This window comes from Haloferax mucosum ATCC BAA-1512 (genome assembly GCF_000337815.1).
Lineage (GTDB): Archaea > Halobacteriota > Halobacteria > Halobacteriales > Haloferacaceae > Haloferax > Haloferax mucosum.
In genome coordinates this window covers 273,410-292,034 of sequence record NZ_AOLN01000018.1, presented here as the reverse complement: position 1 = coordinate 292,034, position 18,625 = coordinate 273,410, and the positions used below count along the sequence as shown (strand labels likewise).

Genomic DNA, 18,625 nt, shown 5'->3' with positions numbered 1-18,625 from the left:
GGGTCGCCGATGAGTATGCTCTGGTACGTCTCCCGCCGCGTCGCGTGGGCGGTGATTGCGACGTATCTCATCTTGAGTCTCACGTTCGGACTGCTCGTGGTCGCGCCGGGCGACGGCCAAACAGCGTTCGCGTTCAAGGCCGCCACACAGGGCGGTAACGTTGACGACGCGAAAGAGACGTTCGACGAGATAACCGGCCGCGACGAACCGATGTTGACCCGCTACAAGAACTACATGGTGAACATGGCGACGCTCGAATGGGGGTGGTCGTACACTCGGAACCAACCGGTGTTGACGGCCATCTCAGAGGCGTATCCGTACTCGCTCATGTACGCCTTGCCGGCGACGCTCATCTCTATCGTCTTGGGCTACGCCATCGGGTTGTACTCGGCGACACACCAGTACACGCTGACCGACTATTTCGGGACGTTCACGGCCTTCTTCGGCATCAGTATCCCGAATTTCTGGTTCGGCATCATGCTCATACTGGTGTTCGCAGTCGATTTGGGCTGGCTTCCCAGCTACTACCAAACCGGGAAAGGAGTCTGGACGCTCGCCAACGCGAAACAGCTCATCTTACCGATTATCGTCCTTTCGACGGGGGCTATCGCCGGGAACATGCGCTACTCCCGCGCTGAAGCCCTCGAATACGTCCACGCCGACTTCGTCAAGACGGCGCGCGCGAAAGGTGCGGACGACTGGCGCGTCCTCGTTCGACACATCTTCAGACCGGCACTCGTGCCGCTTATGACCATCCTCGTCGCCGACATCCTCGGCTTGCTGTTCGCCGGGGCGTACATCACGGAGGTGGTCTTCCAGATACCCGGTCTCGGGTTGCTGAGCTACAAAGCTATCGTCCAACAGGACACGGCGCTCGTCATGGCGACGACGCTCATTCCGGTGTTCATCGCCATCGTCGGGAACCTGCTACAGGACATCGCCTACACCGTGTTGGACCCGCGTATCGACTACGGAGGTCGATGATGGCGGCCGACACGCCATCCGGTTCGACGACGGCCGCCGGTTCGACCGACCGGTTCGAAGATGTCGATTGGGACGACCTCGGCGGTCTTGGCCTTCCGCTCCGTACCGGGTTGCTAGTCGCCGTGAGCGCCATCTACGCGCTTGTCGTCACGACCGACGTGTTCCTCACCGAGGGGTCTGTCCTCTCGGGGACCGACTGGCTGTTCGTCCTGACACTCCTCGTGGGGGCGTTTTTCGTGGCGTGGCCGCTGGCCGAAAACCGGCGGCTGACCGCCTACTACTGGCGGCGATTCAAAAAGAACCGCGCCGCCGTGGTGAGCGCCATCTACCTCCTCGTCGTGTTCACCGTCGGAACGGTCGGTCCGTGGTTGATCGCCAAACCCGAACTGAACGTCATCGCGGCGTACCAACCGCCCGTGTTCGTCAGCGTCGATTCCAGCGTGCCCTCGGCGTGCGCCGGTGCCGTCGCCGACGGCATGTGCCACGGGACGTGGAAATACCCGCTCGGAACGACGAGCGAGGGGAAAGGCATCGCCAAACTCGTCGTCTTCGGGATGCGCGTGAGCATGCAGGTCGGTCTCATCACGATGCTTATCGTCATCAGCATCGGCACCGTCGTCGGCACGTCGGCGGCGTACTTCGGCGACCTCGTCGATGAGGTGTTGATGCGCTACGTCGATATTCAACAGACCTTCCCGACGTTCTTCCTGTTCCTCATCGTGACGTACCTGTTCAAGCCGAGTCTGTTCTTACTCATCACGATATTCGGCTTCCTCGGATGGGGTGGTATCGCCCGCCTCGTCCGTTCCGAGGCGCTCCAGCGCCGGGAAGAAGAGTACATTCGCGCCGCGGAGAACGCCGGCGCGTCGGACGGGTGGATTATCCGCAAACATCTCATGCCGAACGTGTCGAACACGGTCATCACGGCGGCGACGCTTCTCATTCCCTCGTTCATCCTGTTCGAAGCGACGTTCGCGTTCCTCGGCCTGACGGACCCCGCGACGCCCTCGTGGGGACAGGTCATCGCGTCTGGCCGCGGCGACCTCGACAGCGCGTGGTGGATTGCGACTATCCCCGGCGTCTTCCTGTTCTGTACCGTCTTGGCGTTCAACTTCGTCGGCGACGCACTGCGCGATGCGCTCGACCCGCGCTCGGAGGGAGACGCATGAGCGACACTGCTCCGCTGTTGTCCGTCCGCGACCTTCGCGTCCAGTTCAACACCGACGAGGGAGTCGTCAGAGCGGTTGACGGCATCTCCTTCGACGTCGCGCCCGGCGAGACGGTCTGTGTCGTCGGTGAGTCGGGGTCCGGCAAGACCGTCGCCTGCGAGTCGATTACGAAACTCATCCCGATGCCGCCCGGCGAAATCGCCGGCGGCGAGGTTCGCTTCGACGGTGACGACCTCACCGACGCGTCTGAAAAACAGTTACAGTCGATTCGGGGCGACCGCATCGCACACATCTTCCAGGACCCACAAGGGGCGCTCAACCCGGTCTATCCCGTCGGTGCACAAATCGCCGAGGCAGTTCGCCTCCACAGCGACGTGTCGAAGGCGGCCGCGCGCGACCGCGCAATCGACCTCCTCGACCGCGTGGGAATCCCGGAGGCGACGAACCGCGTCGACGACTACCCCCACGAGTTCTCTGGCGGCATGAAACAGCGCGTCGTCATCGCCATGGCGCTCGCGGCCGACCCGGACCTGCTCATCGCCGACGAACCGACGACGGCGCTCGACGTGACCATCCAGTCACAGATTCTCAACCTCCTGCGAGACCTCCAAGACGAGTTCGGCATGAGCATCATCTTCGTCACCCACAACCTCGGCGTCGTCGCCGAGGTCGCCGACCGCGTCGTCGTCATGTACGCGGGCAAGGTGATGGAGACCGGAAGCGTCCACGACGTGTTCGAGCGACCGTCGCACCCATACACCAAGTCACTTCTCGAATGCCTGCCCGGAATCGGCCGGTCGATGGAGCCTATCGGCGGGTCGCTTCCCGACCTAACCGCGCCGCCCGAAGGCTGTCGGTTCCATCCGCGATGTCCGCACGCGACGGCCGATTGCCGGAGTGGAAGCCACCCGGAACTGCTCGAAGCGGCATCCGACCACCGCGCGGCGTGTGTCTACTACGGGCCGGGCTACGATGTGTCGGCCATTCGTGGCGACGGCGAAGCGGAGACCCGCGCCACCGACGGCGGCCGCGACGATTCTCACGACTCTCACGGTGATTCACGATGAGTGCCGACCCACTGCTCTCGGTTCGAAACCTGAAGAAACACTATCCGATTACCAAAGGCATCCTGAAAAAGGAAGTCGGCCGCGTCAAAGCGGTCGATGGCATCTCCTTCGACGTCGCGCCCGGCGAGACGCTCGGACTTGTCGGCGAATCCGGCTGTGGGAAGTCCACGGCCGCAACGTCGTTGCTCAGGCTCGAAGAGCCGACAGACGGACAGATACTGTTCGACGGTGACGACATCGTCGAGCACGGTGACGCGGACCTCAAAGCGTTCCGCCGCCGGGCACAGATGATGTTTCAGGACCCGTCTTCGAGTTTCGACCCGCGGATGAGCGTCGGCGAATCGGTCGCCGAACCGCTCGCCATCCACGGCATGCGCGACCGAGCGCGACGCCGACGCATCGTAGAGGACCTCCTCGAACGCGTCGGACTGTCGGCGGCCGCGTACGACCGCTATCCGCACGAGTTCTCCGGCGGGCAAAAACAACGAATCGCGCTCGCGCGGGCGTTAGTCCTCAACCCGGACCTCGTCGTCGCCGACGAACCCGTCTCGGCGCTCGACGTCTCCATTCAGGCCGAGATTATCTCGCTGATGCGCGACCTTCAGACCGAGTTCGGTCTCTCTATCGTCTTTATCAGCCACGACCTCGGTGTCGTCCGCGAGGTCTGCGACCGCGTCGCCGTGATGTACCTCGGTGAAATCGTCGAGGTCGCCGACACGGAGACTCTCTTTTCGGACCCCAAGCATCCGTACACGAAGGCGCTGTTGTCGTCGATTCCGACGCCCGACCCCTCGCGCCGAAACGAGGGCGTCGAACTCTCCGGCGACGTGCCGAGTCCGTCGAACCCGCCGTCAGGCTGTCGGTTCCACACGCGCTGTCCGGCGGTCATCCAACCCGAGGCGTTCGACCTCGAACAGGCGGAGTGGCGACACGTGCTCGACTTGCGCCTCCGCGTCGAACGTGGCGTCGATGCCAGCGACATTCGTGAGTTCCTCGTCGCCGAGGGCGAAGCACCGACCCCCGAGGAGGTTCCCGACGCGGCGGTTGCACGCGAATTACGCCGGGAGTTCGACGTTCCGCAGACGCTTTCGGACCCGAACGCGGAGACGGTTCTCTCCGACGCGATTTCGGCGCTCGTCGAGGGCGAACACGACGAGGCGCGTCGCACGCTCAACGACTCGTTTTCGAGCGTCTGCGAGCGCGACCATCCCGAACTGGAATCGACCAGCGCGGGAACGTCGGCGGCGTGTCTCCGCGTCGATACCGAGCGTCGAATCGACCCGCCACCGACCAGCTAAAACGCCCGCAAACATCCTGTCGAGCGGTCGAGTACCCGCGTTGGATTTCCGCCTCCACGGGGCCTTTTTGTAGCCAGGGCGTACGCGGGGGTGATGACAGAAGCGCTCTTTATCGTCAGCGAGGAAGGCTATTGGGGCGAAGAGTGCATCGAGCCACTGACAACCCTGACAGACGCCGGTATCGACGTGACGGTGGCGACGCCGACCGGTTCGCCGCCGGTCATCGACGAGCGGTCCGTCGATCCCGACTCCGTCGGCGAGGAACTGGCCGAGCACGTCCTCGAAATACACGAAACCGACGAGCGACTCCAGCATCCGAAGCCGCTCGCACAGGTCGATGCCGGCGACTACGACGCCGTGGTGTTCCCCGGCGGTCACGGAACCGCATGGGACATCAACCAAGACCGGCACGCTCGGCAGGCGCTCTTGCAGGCCGTCGCCGGCGATGGAAGCAAGGCGCTCGTCGTCTGCCACGCCGTCGGTATCCTCGGATTCACCCGCGAGGCAGACGGTTCGTTCCTCGTGGACGGCCGCGAGGTCACCGGGTTCCCGAACGAGTGGGAAGCGGACATCCTCGACGACGACGACCTGATGCCCGACGGGCGGAAACTCCCGTACTGGGTCGAAGACGAGGTCAGAGCCGTGGGCGGCGTCTGGGACGCCGAACTCGACAGTGAGACGAGCGTCACCGTCGATGGCGACCTCATCACCGCGCGCGGTCCCGAATCGTCGGCCGCGGCGGCACGGACGCTTCTGGATGAGTTGGATTCGGTATAACCAGCACACTCTCGCCGCACTCACTGCCCGTCACATAGACGAGAAACTCTTTTTCGCGGTCGGTCGTCGGGTACTCTCGTGAAACTGGCAGACCTCTCGCTAGAGTCGGGCGAGCGACTGAGCAGTTCGGACTTACGAGACCGCTTCGACCGCGGGATGACCGGACGCGGTATCGAAATCTGCTACGACGACGATGACCAGCGCTATCTGCGACTCTTTTCGAGCGACACTGGTCCGTACGCGGACGACGTAACCGGCGGGCAGTTTACGTACATCGGTGAGGGCCAAACGGGTGACCAAACGCTCACTGGTGGCAACCGATTCTTAGCCAACGCCAAGGACCGACCGCTTCCGATTTTTTTCTTCCACCGGTCGGACGGTGACGACGACTGGGAATACCAAGGCCGGGTTTCGGTCGTCGATTACGACTCGGGACCGTTCGATACCGGCGACAGGACCGTGTACCGGTTCGTTCTGGAACGACACTATGAACACGGAGAACAGGTTGACGACGCGGAAGCGACACCGGACCTCTCGGCGGCCGAGCGAGTCGAGACGACGCGAAGTCGCGTCATCAGAAACACGACGCTCGCAACCGACCTCAAAGAACGCTACTCGCACACGTGTCAAGTCTGCGGCGAGCGTCGCCGCCGGGGCGTCGATGAGGGATACGCGGAGGCTCACCACCTCAGACCGCTCGGCCGCCCGCACGACGGGCCGGACACGGAGGGAAACATCGTCGTTCTCTGCCCGGACCATCACGCCGATTTCGACTACGGCATGCTCGCTGTTGACCCGAAAACGTACACCATCGCACACGCGTACGAACGCGACATCGACGGCACAGAGCTATTCGTCCGTGCGGACCACGACCTCGATGGCTCGTTTCTCGACTACCACAACAGAGAAATCGCATCGTTCTGAGCCGAGACCGCATGGCTCGGGACGGTTCCAGACGGCGGTCCGTCCGACGTGTCACTCGATTTTAAACACGGCTTCGTCGATACCTTCGTTCCGGCACTCCGGACAGCGAGACGGGTAGTTTACGGGGTCGTCGAACGCGCTGAAGCCGCAGTTTCGACACTCCGGCGGCGCGACGAGGAACTGTTCGCCGTCGTCGCCGTGGACGGAGCGGGCGACGTGCTGGAGATGCCCGTACACCGACGACACCGAGACGCCGACGTCGGTCGAGAGTTCGGAGGCGGTCGCGGGGTCGGCCCGGAGGGCGTCGGCGATGCGCTGGCGTGTCGTCGCGGCGGACTCCCGGTCTGTCATATCGTCCGCTTAGGAGGCGAGGGGAAAATCCCTTCCGCCGTCCCGTCGCAGACGTGTCAGAGATGTAGAGAGGATGCAAAAAGGACTTGACTACGTGGTGGGATTTCAAGGGTATGAAGGCAGTCGTCCTTGCTGGTGGTTACGCGACGCGTTTGTGGCCCATCACCAAACACCGGCCGAAGATGTTCTTACCCGTCGGTGACCAGACCGTTATCGATACGATCTTCGAAGACCTCGAAGCCGACGACCGCGTCTCCGAGGTGTTCGTGAGTACGAACGAGCGATTCGCCGACTCGTTCGAGGAGTACCTCGCCGACTCACCGTTCGAAAAGCCGACGCTCTCTGTCGAAGACACCAGCGCCGAAGACGAGAAGTTCGGCGTCGTCGGCGCGCTCGAACAACTCATCGACCGCGAAGGTGTCGATGAGGACCTCGTCGTCATCGCGGGCGACAATCTCATCAGTTTCGACGTTGCGGACTTCGTGGACTTCTTCTACGAGAAAGACGAGCCGTGTCTGGCCGCCTACGACGTCAAAGACCGCGAGCGGGCAAAATCCTACGGGCTGGTGGAACTCGACGGCGACCGCGTCGTCAACTTCCAAGAGAAACCCGACGACCCGAAGAGCACGCTCGTCTCTATCGCGTGTTACGCGTTCCCGGCCGAGGACCTGCCGAAGTTCGACGAATACCTCGACGGCGACAACAATCCCGACGAACCCGGCTGGTTCATGCAGTGGCTCCAGCAGAACGGTGACGTGTTCGCGTACACGTTCGACGGCGCGTGGTTCGACATCGGCACACCCCAGAGCTATCTCGATGCAGTCTCGTGGTATCTCGACGGCGAGAACCACGTCAACGAGACAGCGACGCTGACCAACACCGAACTCGGGACGAACGTCCACGTCATGGCCGAGGCGGTGGTCGAAGACTCCACGCTCGAATCGTCGGTCGTCTTCCCCGGTGCGGTCATCCGAAACGCCGAAGTCAAGAACTCTATCGTAGACGAGGAGACGCACATCGAGAACCTCGACCTCTCGAACGCGCTCATCGGCGCGCACTCGAAACTGACGAACGGCCAGTAACCCGCGTCGGCGACCGGACAACCGGACAGTCGGACAGTCGGACAGTCGGGTGACTGGACGGCCGTTATTTTCTACCTGAGTACCGGCCTCATCACCGACTCCAACGAGCCGGTCTCAACCGCGATTCAGCCGAGATACGCGTCCGTAATCCGGAGTCTGCCGTGGGTCCCCTCCCACTCGGTTTCGTATTCCAGTTCGATGGGGTGGTCCATGTGCGGGCCGTCGGTGACGAGCGTCTCGAACTCCCCGCCTTCGCCGAGGATGTGGACGCCGTACTGGTCGTTGAGCGCGTCTAACTCGTCGAGCGCGTCAGCATCGAGCGTGCGCCCAAGCCACGACTCATCGAGACCGTGGGCGGCGACTTGGATGAGTGTGATTTCGAATCCGGCGTCGAGCATCGCGTCGCCGAGTTCGCGTGGGTCTTCCTGCCACAGCGGAGCGAACAGGTCGATTCCGAGGCGGTCGCACATCCCCTCGATGCGGTTCGTCTGGAACTCGCTTTCGATTGCGCCGGCGGTGACGCCCGCGAGGTCGAGTTCGGACTGTAGGTCCGAAATGGCCGCTTCGAGCGGTTCGAGTTCCGCGTCGCCCTGCGCGCCGGAGTCGTCAACGTCGGTCGCTTCGAGGTCGCCCGGGCGAACCTCGACGAGTTCGATACCGGTGCTCTCGGCGGCGAGCGAGGCGAGGTCCGTCGCGGGGACATGGTACATGTACGAGTCGTCGCTCGGGTGGACGGTCAGGAGACGGGAGACGTTCAGTCCTTCTTCGAGCGCGCGGTAGAGCGCCCACGAGGAGTCCTTCCCGCCGGAGAAGAGGCTGACCCACTCGGATGTCATGGAGGCGATAGCGGGTTGGGAAAGATAGGCGCTACGGTGTGGAGTTTCGGCCTACTCGGGGACACATGGCGCAATCGTGATGTATCGCTCGCGTTCGAGTAGGGACCGAGAGTCAGTCGATTCGACCGGCCCAATAGCAGATGCTAGCCCCGACGGTAAGGAGAATAACCCGAAGCATGAACAACAGGCCACCCGTGCTCTCGCGGTCTGTGGTCTCGTAGCCTCGATAGTACGAACCCTCGTACGAAACGACGGCGTCGGTATGTCTCCAAACTTTGGTCCCGATGAGCTGGTGACTCGTTCGGACCGTCCCCTCTCGAACGATTCGCCGGACACCTCGCGGGAATTCTCTGGCCGGAGTGGACGCGAGTTCGAGCGCGGTAGCGTTCGAAACCGGAGTGAGTGCAACACGAACCGTACCGTTCTCGTAGTGCGTGGCGTTCGGTCGGTAGAACGCGTGGCCGCCGTTCGGAAACACGACGAGCGTCTTCTCCCTGTCGAACGCGTTCGCACCCTCGTAGGTCGAATCCGAGACGACGCGCGGACCGTCGTCCTTGACAGCTGACGCGAGACTGCAATGACCCATACACGAGACAGTCTTCTCCGGCCAAAATAGCCATCCATCGAGTTTTGAATTGGTCGGTTCGATGGGTTCGGCAGTGTACTCGTAGGTCCAAAAGACAGACCCAAGCGGTGCGAATACCACTGCGAAGAGGACTGCGATACCGAGCGTGAGGACAACGAAGCGTCGTTGTGGAGGGTCAAGCGAGGGCACAGGTGTACCTCGCAAGCGATTTTATGAATTCTTTTCTACATGTATCCCAAGTCCCGAAGCCGCTCCATCAGATTCTCTTTGTCCTGCGCTCTGCCCTCGCGTTCCTTGGTCGCACCGAGGTCCTGCACCCACGCGGGTCGGTCGTCAGATTTGGCAGAGCCGGATGCCGTGCCGAGCGAGCGGTAGCCCTCGAAGTATTTCAGCGAGACGGGGAGGTCGGACGGGGCGATTCCGTCCGGAAGGTCGTCGGACGTTTCGGGGACGTGTCCCGCCGGAAACCCCTCGACCGAATCAGGGACGACGTAGTGCCAGAACGCCGCCCACACGTCCGCCTCGGTGAACTGGAGAATCGAGTGGACGCGGTCGTGCGGTGGGTACTTCTCAGAGTCGTGACGGGGGCTGAAGAACGTCTCGTCGGCGCGGGCGTCCTGTTCGTCCCAGCGGACGCCCGAGAAGATGCCGTCGAACCCGTGGTCCGAAATCACGTCGTTGAGGGCGACAGTCTTCAAGAGGTGGTTGCCTTCGAAGGTGTCGGCGTCGAGGACGAGCGTGTCACCTTCGTAGCTGAGGCGGTCGAGTTCGCGCCGGGTCTCCGCGCTCAGGTCCGACAGGGCGAGTTCGTCGTCCGGTTCGGCACCGAGTCGGGCGAAGTCCTCGTTGCGGGCGACGACGAGGTCGAGGTCCCACGTCTCAGTCCACCGGTGGACGAACGCTTCGGTCTCGTCGAAGTGTTCGAAGTGGTCGATGAAGACGACCGGGGGGACAGGGACTCCCATGTCGGCGGCGACTTCGCGGACGACGTAGAGGACGACCGTCGAATCTTTCCCGCCGGTCCACATGATTGCCGGGCGCTCGTACTGTTCGAGCGCCGTCGCGGTGACTTCGGCCGCCTTTTCGAGTTTGTCTTCGAGCGTCGGATAGTCGGCGGCGGTCTGCGTTCTGCCGTTCGCGTACTCGACGTCGATGTAGTCGGGGAACCTGTGAACCATGTGATGTGTATCGTCGCCGGAGACCATCGCTGTTTCCGCTGTGTATCAGTCGCTATCACCGACGGTATCGGACGCACTATCGCTGTCAGTTATCGCCGTCGAGGCGATATTACCGTCAGACACGCATCGCGTCGGACACGGCTATCGACGTTGTGTGTGCGGCTATCGCTGGCGAGTTAGGGCCGCGAAAAAGTGGCCGCGTAGCGATGTTCGTGTTATTGGAGCATCCGTCGCAGGTTACACGGCCGACCGAACGACGGCGTTCTGTCGAACGCGCGCTACCGTGCAAACGCTCCTGTAGTCGTCGGCCGACTTCACATGTAGCCGAGGTCGCGCAGGCGCTCCATCAGGTCTTCTTTGTCCTGGGCGCGGCCCGCGCGCTCGGTCGTGTTCGCCATGTCCTGCAGCCACGCCGGTTCCTCGGCGGACTTGTCGGTCGAGACTTCGCTTCCGAGACTGCGGAAGCCGGCGAAGTACTTCGGCGAGACTGGGATATCTTCCTGCTCGACGCCCTCGGGGAGGTCGGTGTCGCTCTCGGGGACGTAGCCGTCGTCGGGGTAGTTCTCGACGGTGTCCGGGACCGCGAAGTACCAGAAGGCGTCCCAGACGGCGCTCTCTTCGAACTGGAGGATGGGTTGAATGCGGTCGTGCGGCGGGTAGATGTCGGGGTCGTGGCGGGGGCTGAAGAACGTCTCGTCGGCGCGGGCTTCCTGTTCGTCCCAGCGAACACCGGAGATGACGCCGTCGATGTCGTGTTCTTCGAGCGTGTCGTTGAGCGCGACGGTCTTCAGGAGGTGGTTGCCGACGTACGTGTCGAGCAGGAAGGGGAACGTGTCTTCCTCGTATTCGAGAATCTCGCGGACGTGGTGCTGGTTGTGTTCGGAGAGGTCCGAAACCGGGATGTCGTCGCCGGGTTCGAGACCGTTCTCGTCAACGTACGCGCCGACGTCCTCGTTGCGAGCCCAGATAACGTCGAGGTCCCACTCGTCGGCCCAGTGCTTGACGAACTCCATGATTTCGTCGAAGTGCTGATAGTGGTCGATGAAGACCGCAGGCGGGACTTCGAGGTCGTAGCGCTCGGCGACTTCCTTGATGAAGTAGAGCGTGAGCGTGGAGTCCTTGCCGCCGGTCCACATGACCGCGGGGTTCTCGTACTGTTCGAGACCCGCTTTGGTGACCTCGATGGCCTTCTCGATTTTGTCCTCGATGCTCGGGTAGTCCTCGGGCGTTTCACCTTCGCCGTCGGTGTAATCGACGTCGAGATAGTCTGGGAAGGCTTCCGACATTGTTCGTAATTACATCTAATTAGGTGGTGTAAATGCTTTTTGCCCGCGGAACGGTGTGTCGGATGACACCGCGAATCACGATGTTGGCCGCAGACTTACGTGGTTCGGCGGCGGGGATAGAGGAAAGACGCGTTCAGGAGATGAACTTGTTGTCGCGCCAGTTGACGCCGCTGTCGGACGACCCGTTCTGTTGTGGGTTCTCGACGACTTCGACGGATGCGGCGCGGACTTCTCCTTCGACGATGCGCGTCGCTTGCAGTTCGTTGCTTTCTTCGGTAATCGCGGTGAGTGTCCCCTTCTCCGAGAGCATCGCAATCTCGCGGAGGACGAGGAACATCGGGTACTGGAGCGCGGTGTTCTGCAGAACGGTTTCGAGGTCGCCTTTGAAACAGGCGAACTCGACGAGTTCCGAAGGAATCTCCTCTTCTTCTTCTCCCCAGTTCGGCGCGCCCGCACGGGGCGGCTCTTCTTCGTAGACGCGGTTTTCCGTCACGCTCGCTTTCAGTTGTGCCGTCGGCGTGTACTTGCTGAGATTGTCGTCAGCGGAGACGGCTTTGATGATGAGCGTGTTGTTACGGCGCGTGATGTCTACGGTTTCGACCTCCGGTGGGAGGTCGGGGTCATTCTCGAAGTAGTCCATTACGTCTTCGAGTGGCAGTTCCAACGTCGAATGAAGTCGATATACGCGGCCTGACATTGTTGGCTTCGGTATCGACGAGAGCCACGGTGCGGGCGCACGCGGTTGGCGATACCTGTGTGCATGTACGAGTTGGAGGCTTAAATGGCCTCCCCTTCACGTTGGTCCGTAGATACGATGTCGAGTCCGACCGCAGTCGGGTAATTAGTTCGCGCCGGTCAGCGTCGCTTCGAGTTCCCCTCGCTCGTCGAGTTCTTCGAGAATGTCGCTTCCGCCGACGAACTCACCGTCAACGAACGTCTGCGGAATCGTCTCCCAGCCGCTTTTCTCGTCGAGCGCCTCACGGTAGTGCGGCAGTGCGGGGAGCACGTCGATGGTCTCGAACTCCTCGACGTACTGCGAGATGAGTTCGAGCGCCTTCGCGGAGTAGCCACACTGAGGCATCAGGCGGTTGCCCTTCATGAACAACACGACGTCGTTGTTCTCGATGGCGGCGCTGACGCGTTCTTGTACCGCTTCTGGGTCCTCGCTCTCCGGTTGGAATGTCATGCACGCAGGTAACGGCCGGGCGGACAAAGGAGTTGCGTCGCAAATCGCTCGATGCGACCGGAAACGAGACTGAGCCACTGAGAGAGTGCGCCGATGGCGTTCGCTTACTGCTCGCCGACGCGGACGACGTTGATGAGAGAGTACACCGGAACGCCGTCGATTTCTTCGACACCTTGCTTGTCTACGATGACGACGCACGCGAGCGGTTCGCCGCCTTCGGAACGGATCGAGTCGATGGTCTCGCGGAGAGTCGTCCCGCTCGTCACCGTGTCATCGACAATGAAACACTGGCGACCGTCCACGGGCGCGAAGTTACGCGAGAACCCGCCGCCGAGGTCCTCGATGTCGCCTTCCTCCCACTGGTGTTTCGCGGGCGCGTACGCGCCGAGTGTCGTTTCGAGTTCGCGTGAGACAGACGTTGCGAGCGGGACACCGGCTTTCTCGATACCGATGGTTACATCGGCCGTCTCGCCGGTCTCCATCAGCAGGTCCGCGAGCGCGCGCCCGACGTAGGTGAGGCGTTTGCCGCCGCTCCCGATGGCGTTCCAATCGACGTGGATGTCGTCGGGGCCTTCGGGCTTGGTGTCGGGTTCGGGCTTTGCCGCCGAGCCGCTTCGTTCGACCAACCAACTCGCGGTCTCACGGGAGACGTTCAGCTCGTCGGCAATTTCGCCTTTCGAGAGTCCACGGTCCGCAAGCTCCGCCGCGCTGGCGATGAGGTCATCGACGTTCTTCATACAGTACCGAATTCGATGGCGGTTTTTATAGTGGTGTCGTCGTCATCGAATGCTGCTTCGAACTCCGAAAGCGGGTGGACGCCGGTGACGAGCGATTCGAGGAACCACTCGGGAAGCTTGGTGAACGTCACGGTCGCGGCCTCGAAATGCGTGACGTGTGAGTTGACGCTTCCGACGAGCGCCTTGTTGTGGAGGACCATCTCGCGGTGGAACGCGCCGGCATCGACCTCGAAGGCCCAGTCGCTCGGAACGCCCAGCAGTGCGCCGACGCCGTTCGGTGCCAGCGCTTGGACCGACTGAATCGCGTGTTTCGGGAAGCCGGTCGCTTCGTAGATGAAGTCCATCTCTTCGTGCGCGTCCGGGATATCCTCAACCGGTGTCTGTCTGGAATCGACGTAGGTCGCGCCGAGTTCTTCGATGATGTCGATAGTCGGGTCCGGCCGGTCGCGGCGACCGAGACAGTAGAGGTTCTCGTAGCCCTTGTCGTCCGCCTTGAGCATGGCGAGCGTCAGGAGTCCGAGACTGCCGTTGCCGAGTACGAGCGCCGACGAGGGGTCCCAATCGAACGCCGACCGGCTCGCGTAGGCGTGTTCGAGCGCCTTTTCGGTGATAGATATCGGTTCGATGAGAAAGCCGAGTTCAGCCTGCGACTGTGGAATGCGGACGAGGTACTTCTCCGGACTGGTGAAGTATTCCGACATGTAGCCGTGTGCGCCGACGATGCCGCGCTCGACGTACATCCCGTCTGGAGCCATGTCGGGTTGGTCGCGTTCGAAGTATTCGTTCGTGCCCGAGGCGGGCGGTCGTCGCACGGTCGGAACGACGACATCGCCTGCTTCGAGTTCGGTGTCGTTTGGGTCAACGACGACGCCGACCGCCTCGTGACCGAGCACGAGATGGTCTTCGCCTTCGGGAAACCCGCCGTGGCCACCGGCGATGACCTCGTGGTCGGTCCCATCGACACCGACCCGAAGCGTCCGAATCAGCGCTTCTCCGGATTCGGGTTCCGGTCGCGGTTTCTCGATAACGACCGGTCTATCTTCCCCGCGCGTGACGGCGATTGCTTTCATACGTTCATCAAGGACCCACCCCACCAAAAGACTTATTCTATGATGAGTAAATAATTTGAACACGGTGAACGCCCCGGCGTCGTCGTACCAGCCCACGACGCACCGCCACGCGGACCGCCACTCCAGCCCATCCGTGTCGGCGTTCACCTGCCCGTGCCCGACCGCGACGAGACCGTCGGTCCGTGCCCACCGGTCTCTATCTGCGGTTTTCTCCTGATTGAGTACCGTCGCCGAGAAACGCGACTGACCATCGAGCAACGCGTTCCCGTCGAAAACAGGGTCCGCCGTCGGCGCGGTTAGTCGTCGATATCGCCGACGAGTTCGTCCGCGAGACCAACGTAGGTCGCGGGCGTGAGCGCGAGGAGTTCTTCGCGGGTCGATTCGTCCACGTCGAGGTCCGCAAAGAGGTCGTGGAAGTCGTCGAGCGTCACGTCGCGGCCGCGAGTGAGTTCTTTCACGCGTTCGTACGCCTGGGTGTCGCCCTCGCGCCGGAGAATCGTCTGGACCGCCTCGCCGATGATGGCCGGCATGTCGTCGAGTTCGTCGCGCATGACGTGTTCGTTCGGGACGACCTTTCCGAGACCGGTCTGTGTCTTCTTGTAGCCGATGAGGCAGTGAGCGAACGCGGCACCGATGTTGCGCTTGACGGTCGAATCAGAGAGGTCACGCTGGAGGCGCGAAGTCGTCACGTAGTCGGCGAGGAACGTCAGGTCGGCGTTCGCCTTCGAGAGGTTACCCTCGGAGTTCTCGAAGTCGATAGGGTTGACCTTGTGCGGCATGGTCGAAGAGCCGGTTTCGCCCTCGACGGCCTCTTGACCGAGATAGCGGTCGGAGACGTAGAGCCACGCGTCGCGGTCGAGGTCAACGATGACGTTGTTGACGCCGCGGAAGGCGTCGAACAGCGCCGCGAGGTCGTCACAGGGGTTGACCTGCGTCGCCAGCGCGGTGTGTTCCAGTCCGAGCGAGCCGACAAAGTCGCGGGAGAACGCCCGCCAATCGACGTCGGGGTAGGCGGCGACGTGGGCCGCGTACGTCCCCGACGCACCGGCGAGTTTTCCGGCGAGGTCGTCGTTCGCGGCCTCGACGCGGGCCAGCGTGCGTCCGAGACGGGCGGCGTAGACGGCCATCTCCTTGCCGAACGTCGTCGGCGTCGCGGGTTGGCCGTGGGTTCGCGCGAGCATCGGCACGTCGCGGTACTCCTGTGCGAGCGAGACGAGTTCGTCGCGCATCTCGCGGAGTTCGGGAACTAAGACGTCCTCGACGGCCCCCTTGACCATCAAGCGTTGTGCGAGGTTGTTCACGTCCTCAGACGTCAGCCCGAAGTGAATCCACGGGTGAACCGACTCGTCAGTCTCGGTGCGGATGAAGTACTCGACGGCCTTCACGTCGTGGTTCGTCGCGGAGAACCCTTCTGCGCCCTCGACTTCGAGGCGTTTTACGAGGTCGGCGTCGTCGGCATCGAACGTCTCGTAGAGCGCCCGCAGGGATTCGTGTGCCGCGTCGTCGAGTTCCAGCGGCGTCGCGTCCAAATCGGCGAGCGCGACGAGGTATTCGACCTCCACGTGGACGCGGGCACGCATGAGCGCGGCTTCGCTCACGTGCGGCGCGAGCGCGGCGGTTCGAGAGGCGTAGCGCCCATCGAGCGGTGACACCGCGTACAGCGGGTCGTTCCGGTCGGCGTCGGTCATATCTGACCCGTCTCCGTCGGGTAGGTTAAACGGCGGGGGTTCGCGCCCGCCGCGAGCCACTCTTTTGAGCACGAGTGTGAATACTAACGCCGACATCCAGCCTTCGAACTCCAAAAACAACCATATTCGTGCACATTCCGGACGTTGTGGACCGCAACCACTTTGAGGACTGCGACACGCTCTCATCACATGGTCACCATCGCCGGTCTCGCAAGCAATCGTGGACGAAATCTGCGCAACATCGCTGACCGCGCCCCCGGCGGGGCGGAACTCGGCGTCGTCGTCTCGAACCACGCCGACGCGCCCGTTCTCGACGCCGCCGCGGAACGCGGCATCCCGACCGAAGTCGTAGAGCGCGGCGACGACGAGTCCCGTGAGTCGCACGAAGAACGCGTTCTCGACGCACTTTCCGACTACGACTTCGACCTCGTCTGTCTCGACGGCTACATGCGTGTTCTCACGCCGACGTTCCTCGACGCCGCGCCAACGACGCTCAACGTTCACCCGTCGCTTCTCCCCGCGTTCCCCGGCATGGACGCCCACGAACAGGTCCTCGACGCCGGCGTGAAGACGACCGGCTGTACGGTTCACGTCGTCAACGAGGAAGTTGACGCCGGGCCGATTGTCACGCAGGAAGCCGTCCCCGTCTACGGCGACGACGACGCGGACGACCTCAAATCGCGTGTTCTCTCCGACGCGGAGTTCAAAGCCTACCCCCGCGCAGTCCGCTGGTTCGCCGAGGACCGCGTGACCGTCGAAGACGGGACCGCCACCGTCGAGGGCGACGTTGACGCCGAGCTTCCAGAGCGCCGGGTCACCTCCGAAGACCGCTACGACACGCTCCGGTACGGCGAGAACCCGCATCAGGACGCCGCCGTCTACGTGGACGAGACGTGCGACGAGGCGTCGGTCGTCGGCGCACCCCAGCTCAACGAGGGCGCGAAGGGGCTTTCGTACAACAACTACAACGATGCAGACGGCGCGCTCAACCTCATCAAGGAGTTCGACGACCCCGCCGCCGCGGTCATCAAACACACCAACCCGGCCGGATGCGCCACGGCTGACTCACTCGCCGAGGCCTACGCCGACGCCCTCGCCACCGACCCGATGAGTGCCTTCGGCGGCATCGTCGCGCTCAACCGCGAGTGCGACGCCGAGACAGCTGAACTCATAATCGACTCGTTCAAGGAAGTCGTCGTCGCGCCCGGCTACACCGACGACGCGCTCGACGTGCTCACAGAGAAGAAGAACCTCCGCGTGCTCGACGTGGGTGAACTCGGCGACCGAACCGAGACCCACACCGAAAAGGCGCTCGTCGGCGGGCGACTCGTCCAAGAGCGTGACCTGTGGACGCCGACGCGCGACGACATCGAAATCGTCACCGAGACCGAACCGACCGACGAGCAGTTAGAGACGATGCTCTTTGCGTGGAAGGTCTTGAAACACGTGAAGTCAAACGGGATTCTCTTCGCCAAGGGCACCGAGACGGTCGGCGTCGGCATGGGACAGGTCTCCCGTGTTGACGCGGTCGAACTCGCCGCGATGAAGGCCGAAGAACACGCCGAAGGCAAGGACGCACAGGGAGCCATCATGGCCTCCGACGCGTTCTTCCCGTTCCCGGACGGCGTCGAGAAAGCGGCCGATGCGGGTATCGAGGCGGTCATCCAGCCGGGTGGGTCGGTGAACGACGACGACGTTATCGAAGCCTGCGACGAGCGTGGGATTGCGATGGTGTTCACCGGAGAGCGGTGCTTCCGCCACGATTAGTGACGGCAGTCAGTGAGACGAACGACGCGAGTCTCACGCGATTTTAGACGCGCCGTCGGGCACTCGCTCGCGTTGTTCGCTCGCACCTCAAAGTCTGCCCAACCGGTATTTAACAACTACTCCGCCCGACGCGTATTCTCAGCAACTAACACTGACGGATTCCTTCAAGTGCTAACGAGTCGAACACAGGAGTATGTACGAACACGTTCTGGTGCCGACGGACGGAAGCCCGGGAACGACGCAGGCGGTCGAGCACGCACTTGAACTCGTGGGACCGAACTCGACAGTCCACGCGCTGTCTGTCGTGGACCAGCGCATCTATCTCGCGGCTGGCGGCGACCAACAGGACGCGGTGATTCAGTCGCTTCGAGACGACGCCGTCGGCGCCGTCGAGAAGTGCACCGACGAGTGCGAGGGGAGTTGTGAGACGACGACGGCGATTCGAGAGGGCGTCCCGCACCGAGTCATCCTCGAATACGCGGACGAACACGACATCGACGTCATCGTGATGGGAACCCACGGGCGGACCGGCCGCGACAAACTCGCCTCGCTGGGGAGCGTCACGGAACGCGTCGTCGAGAACGCACGCCGCCCGGTTCTCGTCGTCCACATCGACGAGTAGTCCGAGGCCGGCCGGTG

Annotated in this window: 19 protein-coding genes; 9 read left to right on the top strand and 10 right to left on the bottom strand. The window is 62.7% G+C overall.

Features of this window, described 5'->3' with window-relative positions:
• Positions 1-9: 9 nt before the first annotated feature.
• The 6 genes from C440_RS14170 to C440_RS14145 all read left to right on the top strand — a co-directional run bounded on the left by C440_RS14170 (position 10) and on the right by C440_RS14145 (position 6,219).
• Positions 10-984: an ABC transporter permease gene (locus C440_RS14170; protein ID WP_008321267.1), complete on the top strand. Its 975-nt coding sequence runs from the start codon at positions 10-12 to the stop codon at positions 982-984.
• Entirely contained in the window at positions 984-2,153 is a 1,170-nt protein-coding gene (locus tag C440_RS14165; protein WP_008321266.1) for an ABC transporter permease, read from the top strand. Before C440_RS14170 ends, C440_RS14165 begins: the two co-directional genes overlap by 1 nt.
• On the top strand, positions 2,150-3,220 hold the full coding sequence (locus C440_RS14160) for an ABC transporter ATP-binding protein (protein WP_008321265.1): 1,071 nt from the start codon (positions 2,150-2,152) through the stop codon (positions 3,218-3,220). The genes C440_RS14165 and C440_RS14160 overlap by 4 nt, the downstream gene beginning before the upstream one ends.
• Complete coding sequence (locus C440_RS14155; protein WP_008321264.1) at positions 3,217-4,518, top strand: ABC transporter ATP-binding protein; 1,302 nt, start codon at positions 3,217-3,219, stop codon at positions 4,516-4,518. The genes C440_RS14160 and C440_RS14155 overlap by 4 nt, the downstream gene beginning before the upstream one ends.
• A 93-nt stretch (positions 4,519-4,611) precedes the next feature.
• A complete protein-coding gene (locus tag C440_RS14150) occupies positions 4,612-5,295 on the top strand; it encodes a type 1 glutamine amidotransferase domain-containing protein (protein WP_008321263.1) in 684 nt (227 codons plus the stop codon).
• Between the two features lie 78 nt (positions 5,296-5,373).
• Complete coding sequence (locus tag C440_RS14145) at positions 5,374-6,219, top strand: HNH endonuclease (protein WP_008321262.1); 846 nt, start codon at positions 5,374-5,376, stop codon at positions 6,217-6,219.
• A gap of 51 nt (positions 6,220-6,270) precedes the next feature.
• On the opposite strand, the gene C440_RS14140 is transcribed toward C440_RS14145, so the two are convergent.
• Positions 6,271-6,570 (bottom strand): transcriptional regulator, encoded by a 300-nt coding sequence (locus C440_RS14140; protein ID WP_008321261.1) that lies wholly within the window; start codon positions 6,568-6,570, stop codon positions 6,271-6,273.
• A 113-nt stretch (positions 6,571-6,683) separates the two neighbouring features.
• Between C440_RS14140 and C440_RS14135 the strand changes: the two genes are divergently transcribed.
• Positions 6,684-7,652 (top strand): sugar phosphate nucleotidyltransferase, encoded by a 969-nt coding sequence (locus tag C440_RS14135; protein ID WP_008321259.1) that lies wholly within the window; start codon positions 6,684-6,686, stop codon positions 7,650-7,652.
• Positions 7,653-7,777: 125 nt separating this feature from the next.
• On the opposite strand, the gene C440_RS14130 is transcribed toward C440_RS14135, so the two are convergent.
• The 9 genes from C440_RS14130 to purB all read right to left on the bottom strand — a co-directional run bounded on the left by C440_RS14130 (position 7,778) and on the right by purB (position 16,219).
• Positions 7,778-8,488: a diphthine--ammonia ligase gene (locus C440_RS14130; RefSeq protein ID WP_008321258.1), complete on the bottom strand. Its 711-nt coding sequence runs from the start codon at positions 8,486-8,488 to the stop codon at positions 7,778-7,780.
• 112 nt (positions 8,489-8,600) lie between these two features.
• Entirely contained in the window at positions 8,601-9,263 is a 663-nt protein-coding gene (locus tag C440_RS14125; RefSeq protein ID WP_008321257.1) for a hypothetical protein, read from the bottom strand.
• Positions 9,264-9,298: 35 nt separating this feature from the next.
• On the bottom strand, positions 9,299-10,252 hold the full coding sequence (locus tag C440_RS14120; RefSeq protein WP_049915961.1) for a phosphoadenosine phosphosulfate reductase family protein: 954 nt from the start codon (positions 10,250-10,252) through the stop codon (positions 9,299-9,301).
• Between the two features lie 314 nt (positions 10,253-10,566).
• Positions 10,567-11,538, bottom strand: coding sequence for a phosphoadenosine phosphosulfate reductase family protein (locus tag C440_RS14115; protein WP_008321255.1), 972 nt, complete (start codon positions 11,536-11,538; stop codon positions 10,567-10,569).
• 133 nt (positions 11,539-11,671) lie between these two features.
• Positions 11,672-12,235 (bottom strand): DUF7110 family protein, encoded by a 564-nt coding sequence (locus tag C440_RS14110; protein WP_049915880.1) that lies wholly within the window; start codon positions 12,233-12,235, stop codon positions 11,672-11,674.
• A gap of 144 nt (positions 12,236-12,379) precedes the next feature.
• The gene (locus tag C440_RS14105) at positions 12,380-12,724 is read right to left on the bottom strand and encodes a glutaredoxin family protein (protein WP_008321253.1); all 345 of its coding nucleotides are present in this window, start codon (positions 12,722-12,724) and stop codon (positions 12,380-12,382) included.
• A 104-nt stretch (positions 12,725-12,828) separates the two neighbouring features.
• Positions 12,829-13,461 (bottom strand): transcriptional regulator GfcR, encoded by a 633-nt coding sequence (gene gfcR, locus C440_RS14100; protein ID WP_008321252.1) that lies wholly within the window; start codon positions 13,459-13,461, stop codon positions 12,829-12,831.
• Positions 13,458-14,531 (bottom strand): glucose 1-dehydrogenase, encoded by a 1,074-nt coding sequence (locus C440_RS14095; protein ID WP_008321251.1) that lies wholly within the window; start codon positions 14,529-14,531, stop codon positions 13,458-13,460. Before C440_RS14095 ends, gfcR begins: the two co-directional genes overlap by 4 nt.
• Positions 14,532-14,827: 296 nt before the next feature.
• Positions 14,828-16,219 (bottom strand): adenylosuccinate lyase, encoded by a 1,392-nt coding sequence (gene purB, locus C440_RS14090; protein WP_008321250.1) that lies wholly within the window; start codon positions 16,217-16,219, stop codon positions 14,828-14,830.
• A 189-nt stretch (positions 16,220-16,408) separates the two neighbouring features.
• Here purB and purH point away from each other — a divergent pair, with 189 nt between their 5' ends.
• Together purH and C440_RS14080 are read left to right on the top strand one after the other, a co-directional pair.
• Entirely contained in the window at positions 16,409-17,986 is a 1,578-nt protein-coding gene (purH, locus tag C440_RS14085) for a bifunctional phosphoribosylaminoimidazolecarboxamide formyltransferase/IMP cyclohydrolase (protein ID WP_008321249.1), read from the top strand.
• A 193-nt stretch (positions 17,987-18,179) separates the two neighbouring features.
• Entirely contained in the window at positions 18,180-18,608 is a 429-nt protein-coding gene (locus C440_RS14080; RefSeq protein WP_008321248.1) for a universal stress protein, read from the top strand.
• Positions 18,609-18,625 lie beyond the last annotated feature (17 nt).

Bases quoted from the DNA above. Each gene is read 5' to 3' on its own strand.
- C440_RS14170 (WP_008321267.1), top strand. From the start codon at position 10: ATGAGTATGCTCTGGTACGTCTCCCGCCGCGTCGCGTGGGCGGTGATT.
- C440_RS14165 (WP_008321266.1), top strand. From the start codon at position 984: ATGGCGGCCGACACGCCATCCGGTTCGACGACGGCCGCCGGTTCGACC.
- C440_RS14160 (WP_008321265.1), top strand. From the start codon at position 2,150: ATGAGCGACACTGCTCCGCTGTTGTCCGTCCGCGACCTTCGCGTCCAG.
- C440_RS14155 (WP_008321264.1), top strand. From the start codon at position 3,217: ATGAGTGCCGACCCACTGCTCTCGGTTCGAAACCTGAAGAAACACTAT.
- C440_RS14150 (WP_008321263.1), top strand. From the start codon at position 4,612: ATGACAGAAGCGCTCTTTATCGTCAGCGAGGAAGGCTATTGGGGCGAA.
- C440_RS14140 (WP_008321261.1), bottom strand. From the start codon at position 6,570: ATGACAGACCGGGAGTCCGCCGCGACGACACGCCAGCGCATCGCCGAC.
- C440_RS14135 (WP_008321259.1), top strand. From the start codon at position 6,684: ATGAAGGCAGTCGTCCTTGCTGGTGGTTACGCGACGCGTTTGTGGCCC.
- C440_RS14130 (WP_008321258.1), bottom strand. From the start codon at position 8,488: ATGACATCCGAGTGGGTCAGCCTCTTCTCCGGCGGGAAGGACTCCTCG.
- C440_RS14120 (WP_049915961.1), bottom strand. From the start codon at position 10,252: ATGGTTCACAGGTTCCCCGACTACATCGACGTCGAGTACGCGAACGGC.
- C440_RS14115 (WP_008321255.1), bottom strand. From the start codon at position 11,538: ATGTCGGAAGCCTTCCCAGACTATCTCGACGTCGATTACACCGACGGC.
- C440_RS14110 (WP_049915880.1), bottom strand. From the start codon at position 12,235: ATGTCAGGCCGCGTATATCGACTTCATTCGACGTTGGAACTGCCACTC.
- C440_RS14105 (WP_008321253.1), bottom strand. From the start codon at position 12,724: ATGACATTCCAACCGGAGAGCGAGGACCCAGAAGCGGTACAAGAACGC.
- gfcR (WP_008321252.1), bottom strand. From the start codon at position 13,461: ATGAAGAACGTCGATGACCTCATCGCCAGCGCGGCGGAGCTTGCGGAC.
- C440_RS14095 (WP_008321251.1), bottom strand. From the start codon at position 14,531: ATGAAAGCAATCGCCGTCACGCGCGGGGAAGATAGACCGGTCGTTATC.
- purB (WP_008321250.1), bottom strand. From the start codon at position 16,219: ATGACCGACGCCGACCGGAACGACCCGCTGTACGCGGTGTCACCGCTC.
- purH (WP_008321249.1), top strand. From the start codon at position 16,409: ATGGTCACCATCGCCGGTCTCGCAAGCAATCGTGGACGAAATCTGCGC.
- C440_RS14080 (WP_008321248.1), top strand. From the start codon at position 18,180: ATGTACGAACACGTTCTGGTGCCGACGGACGGAAGCCCGGGAACGACG.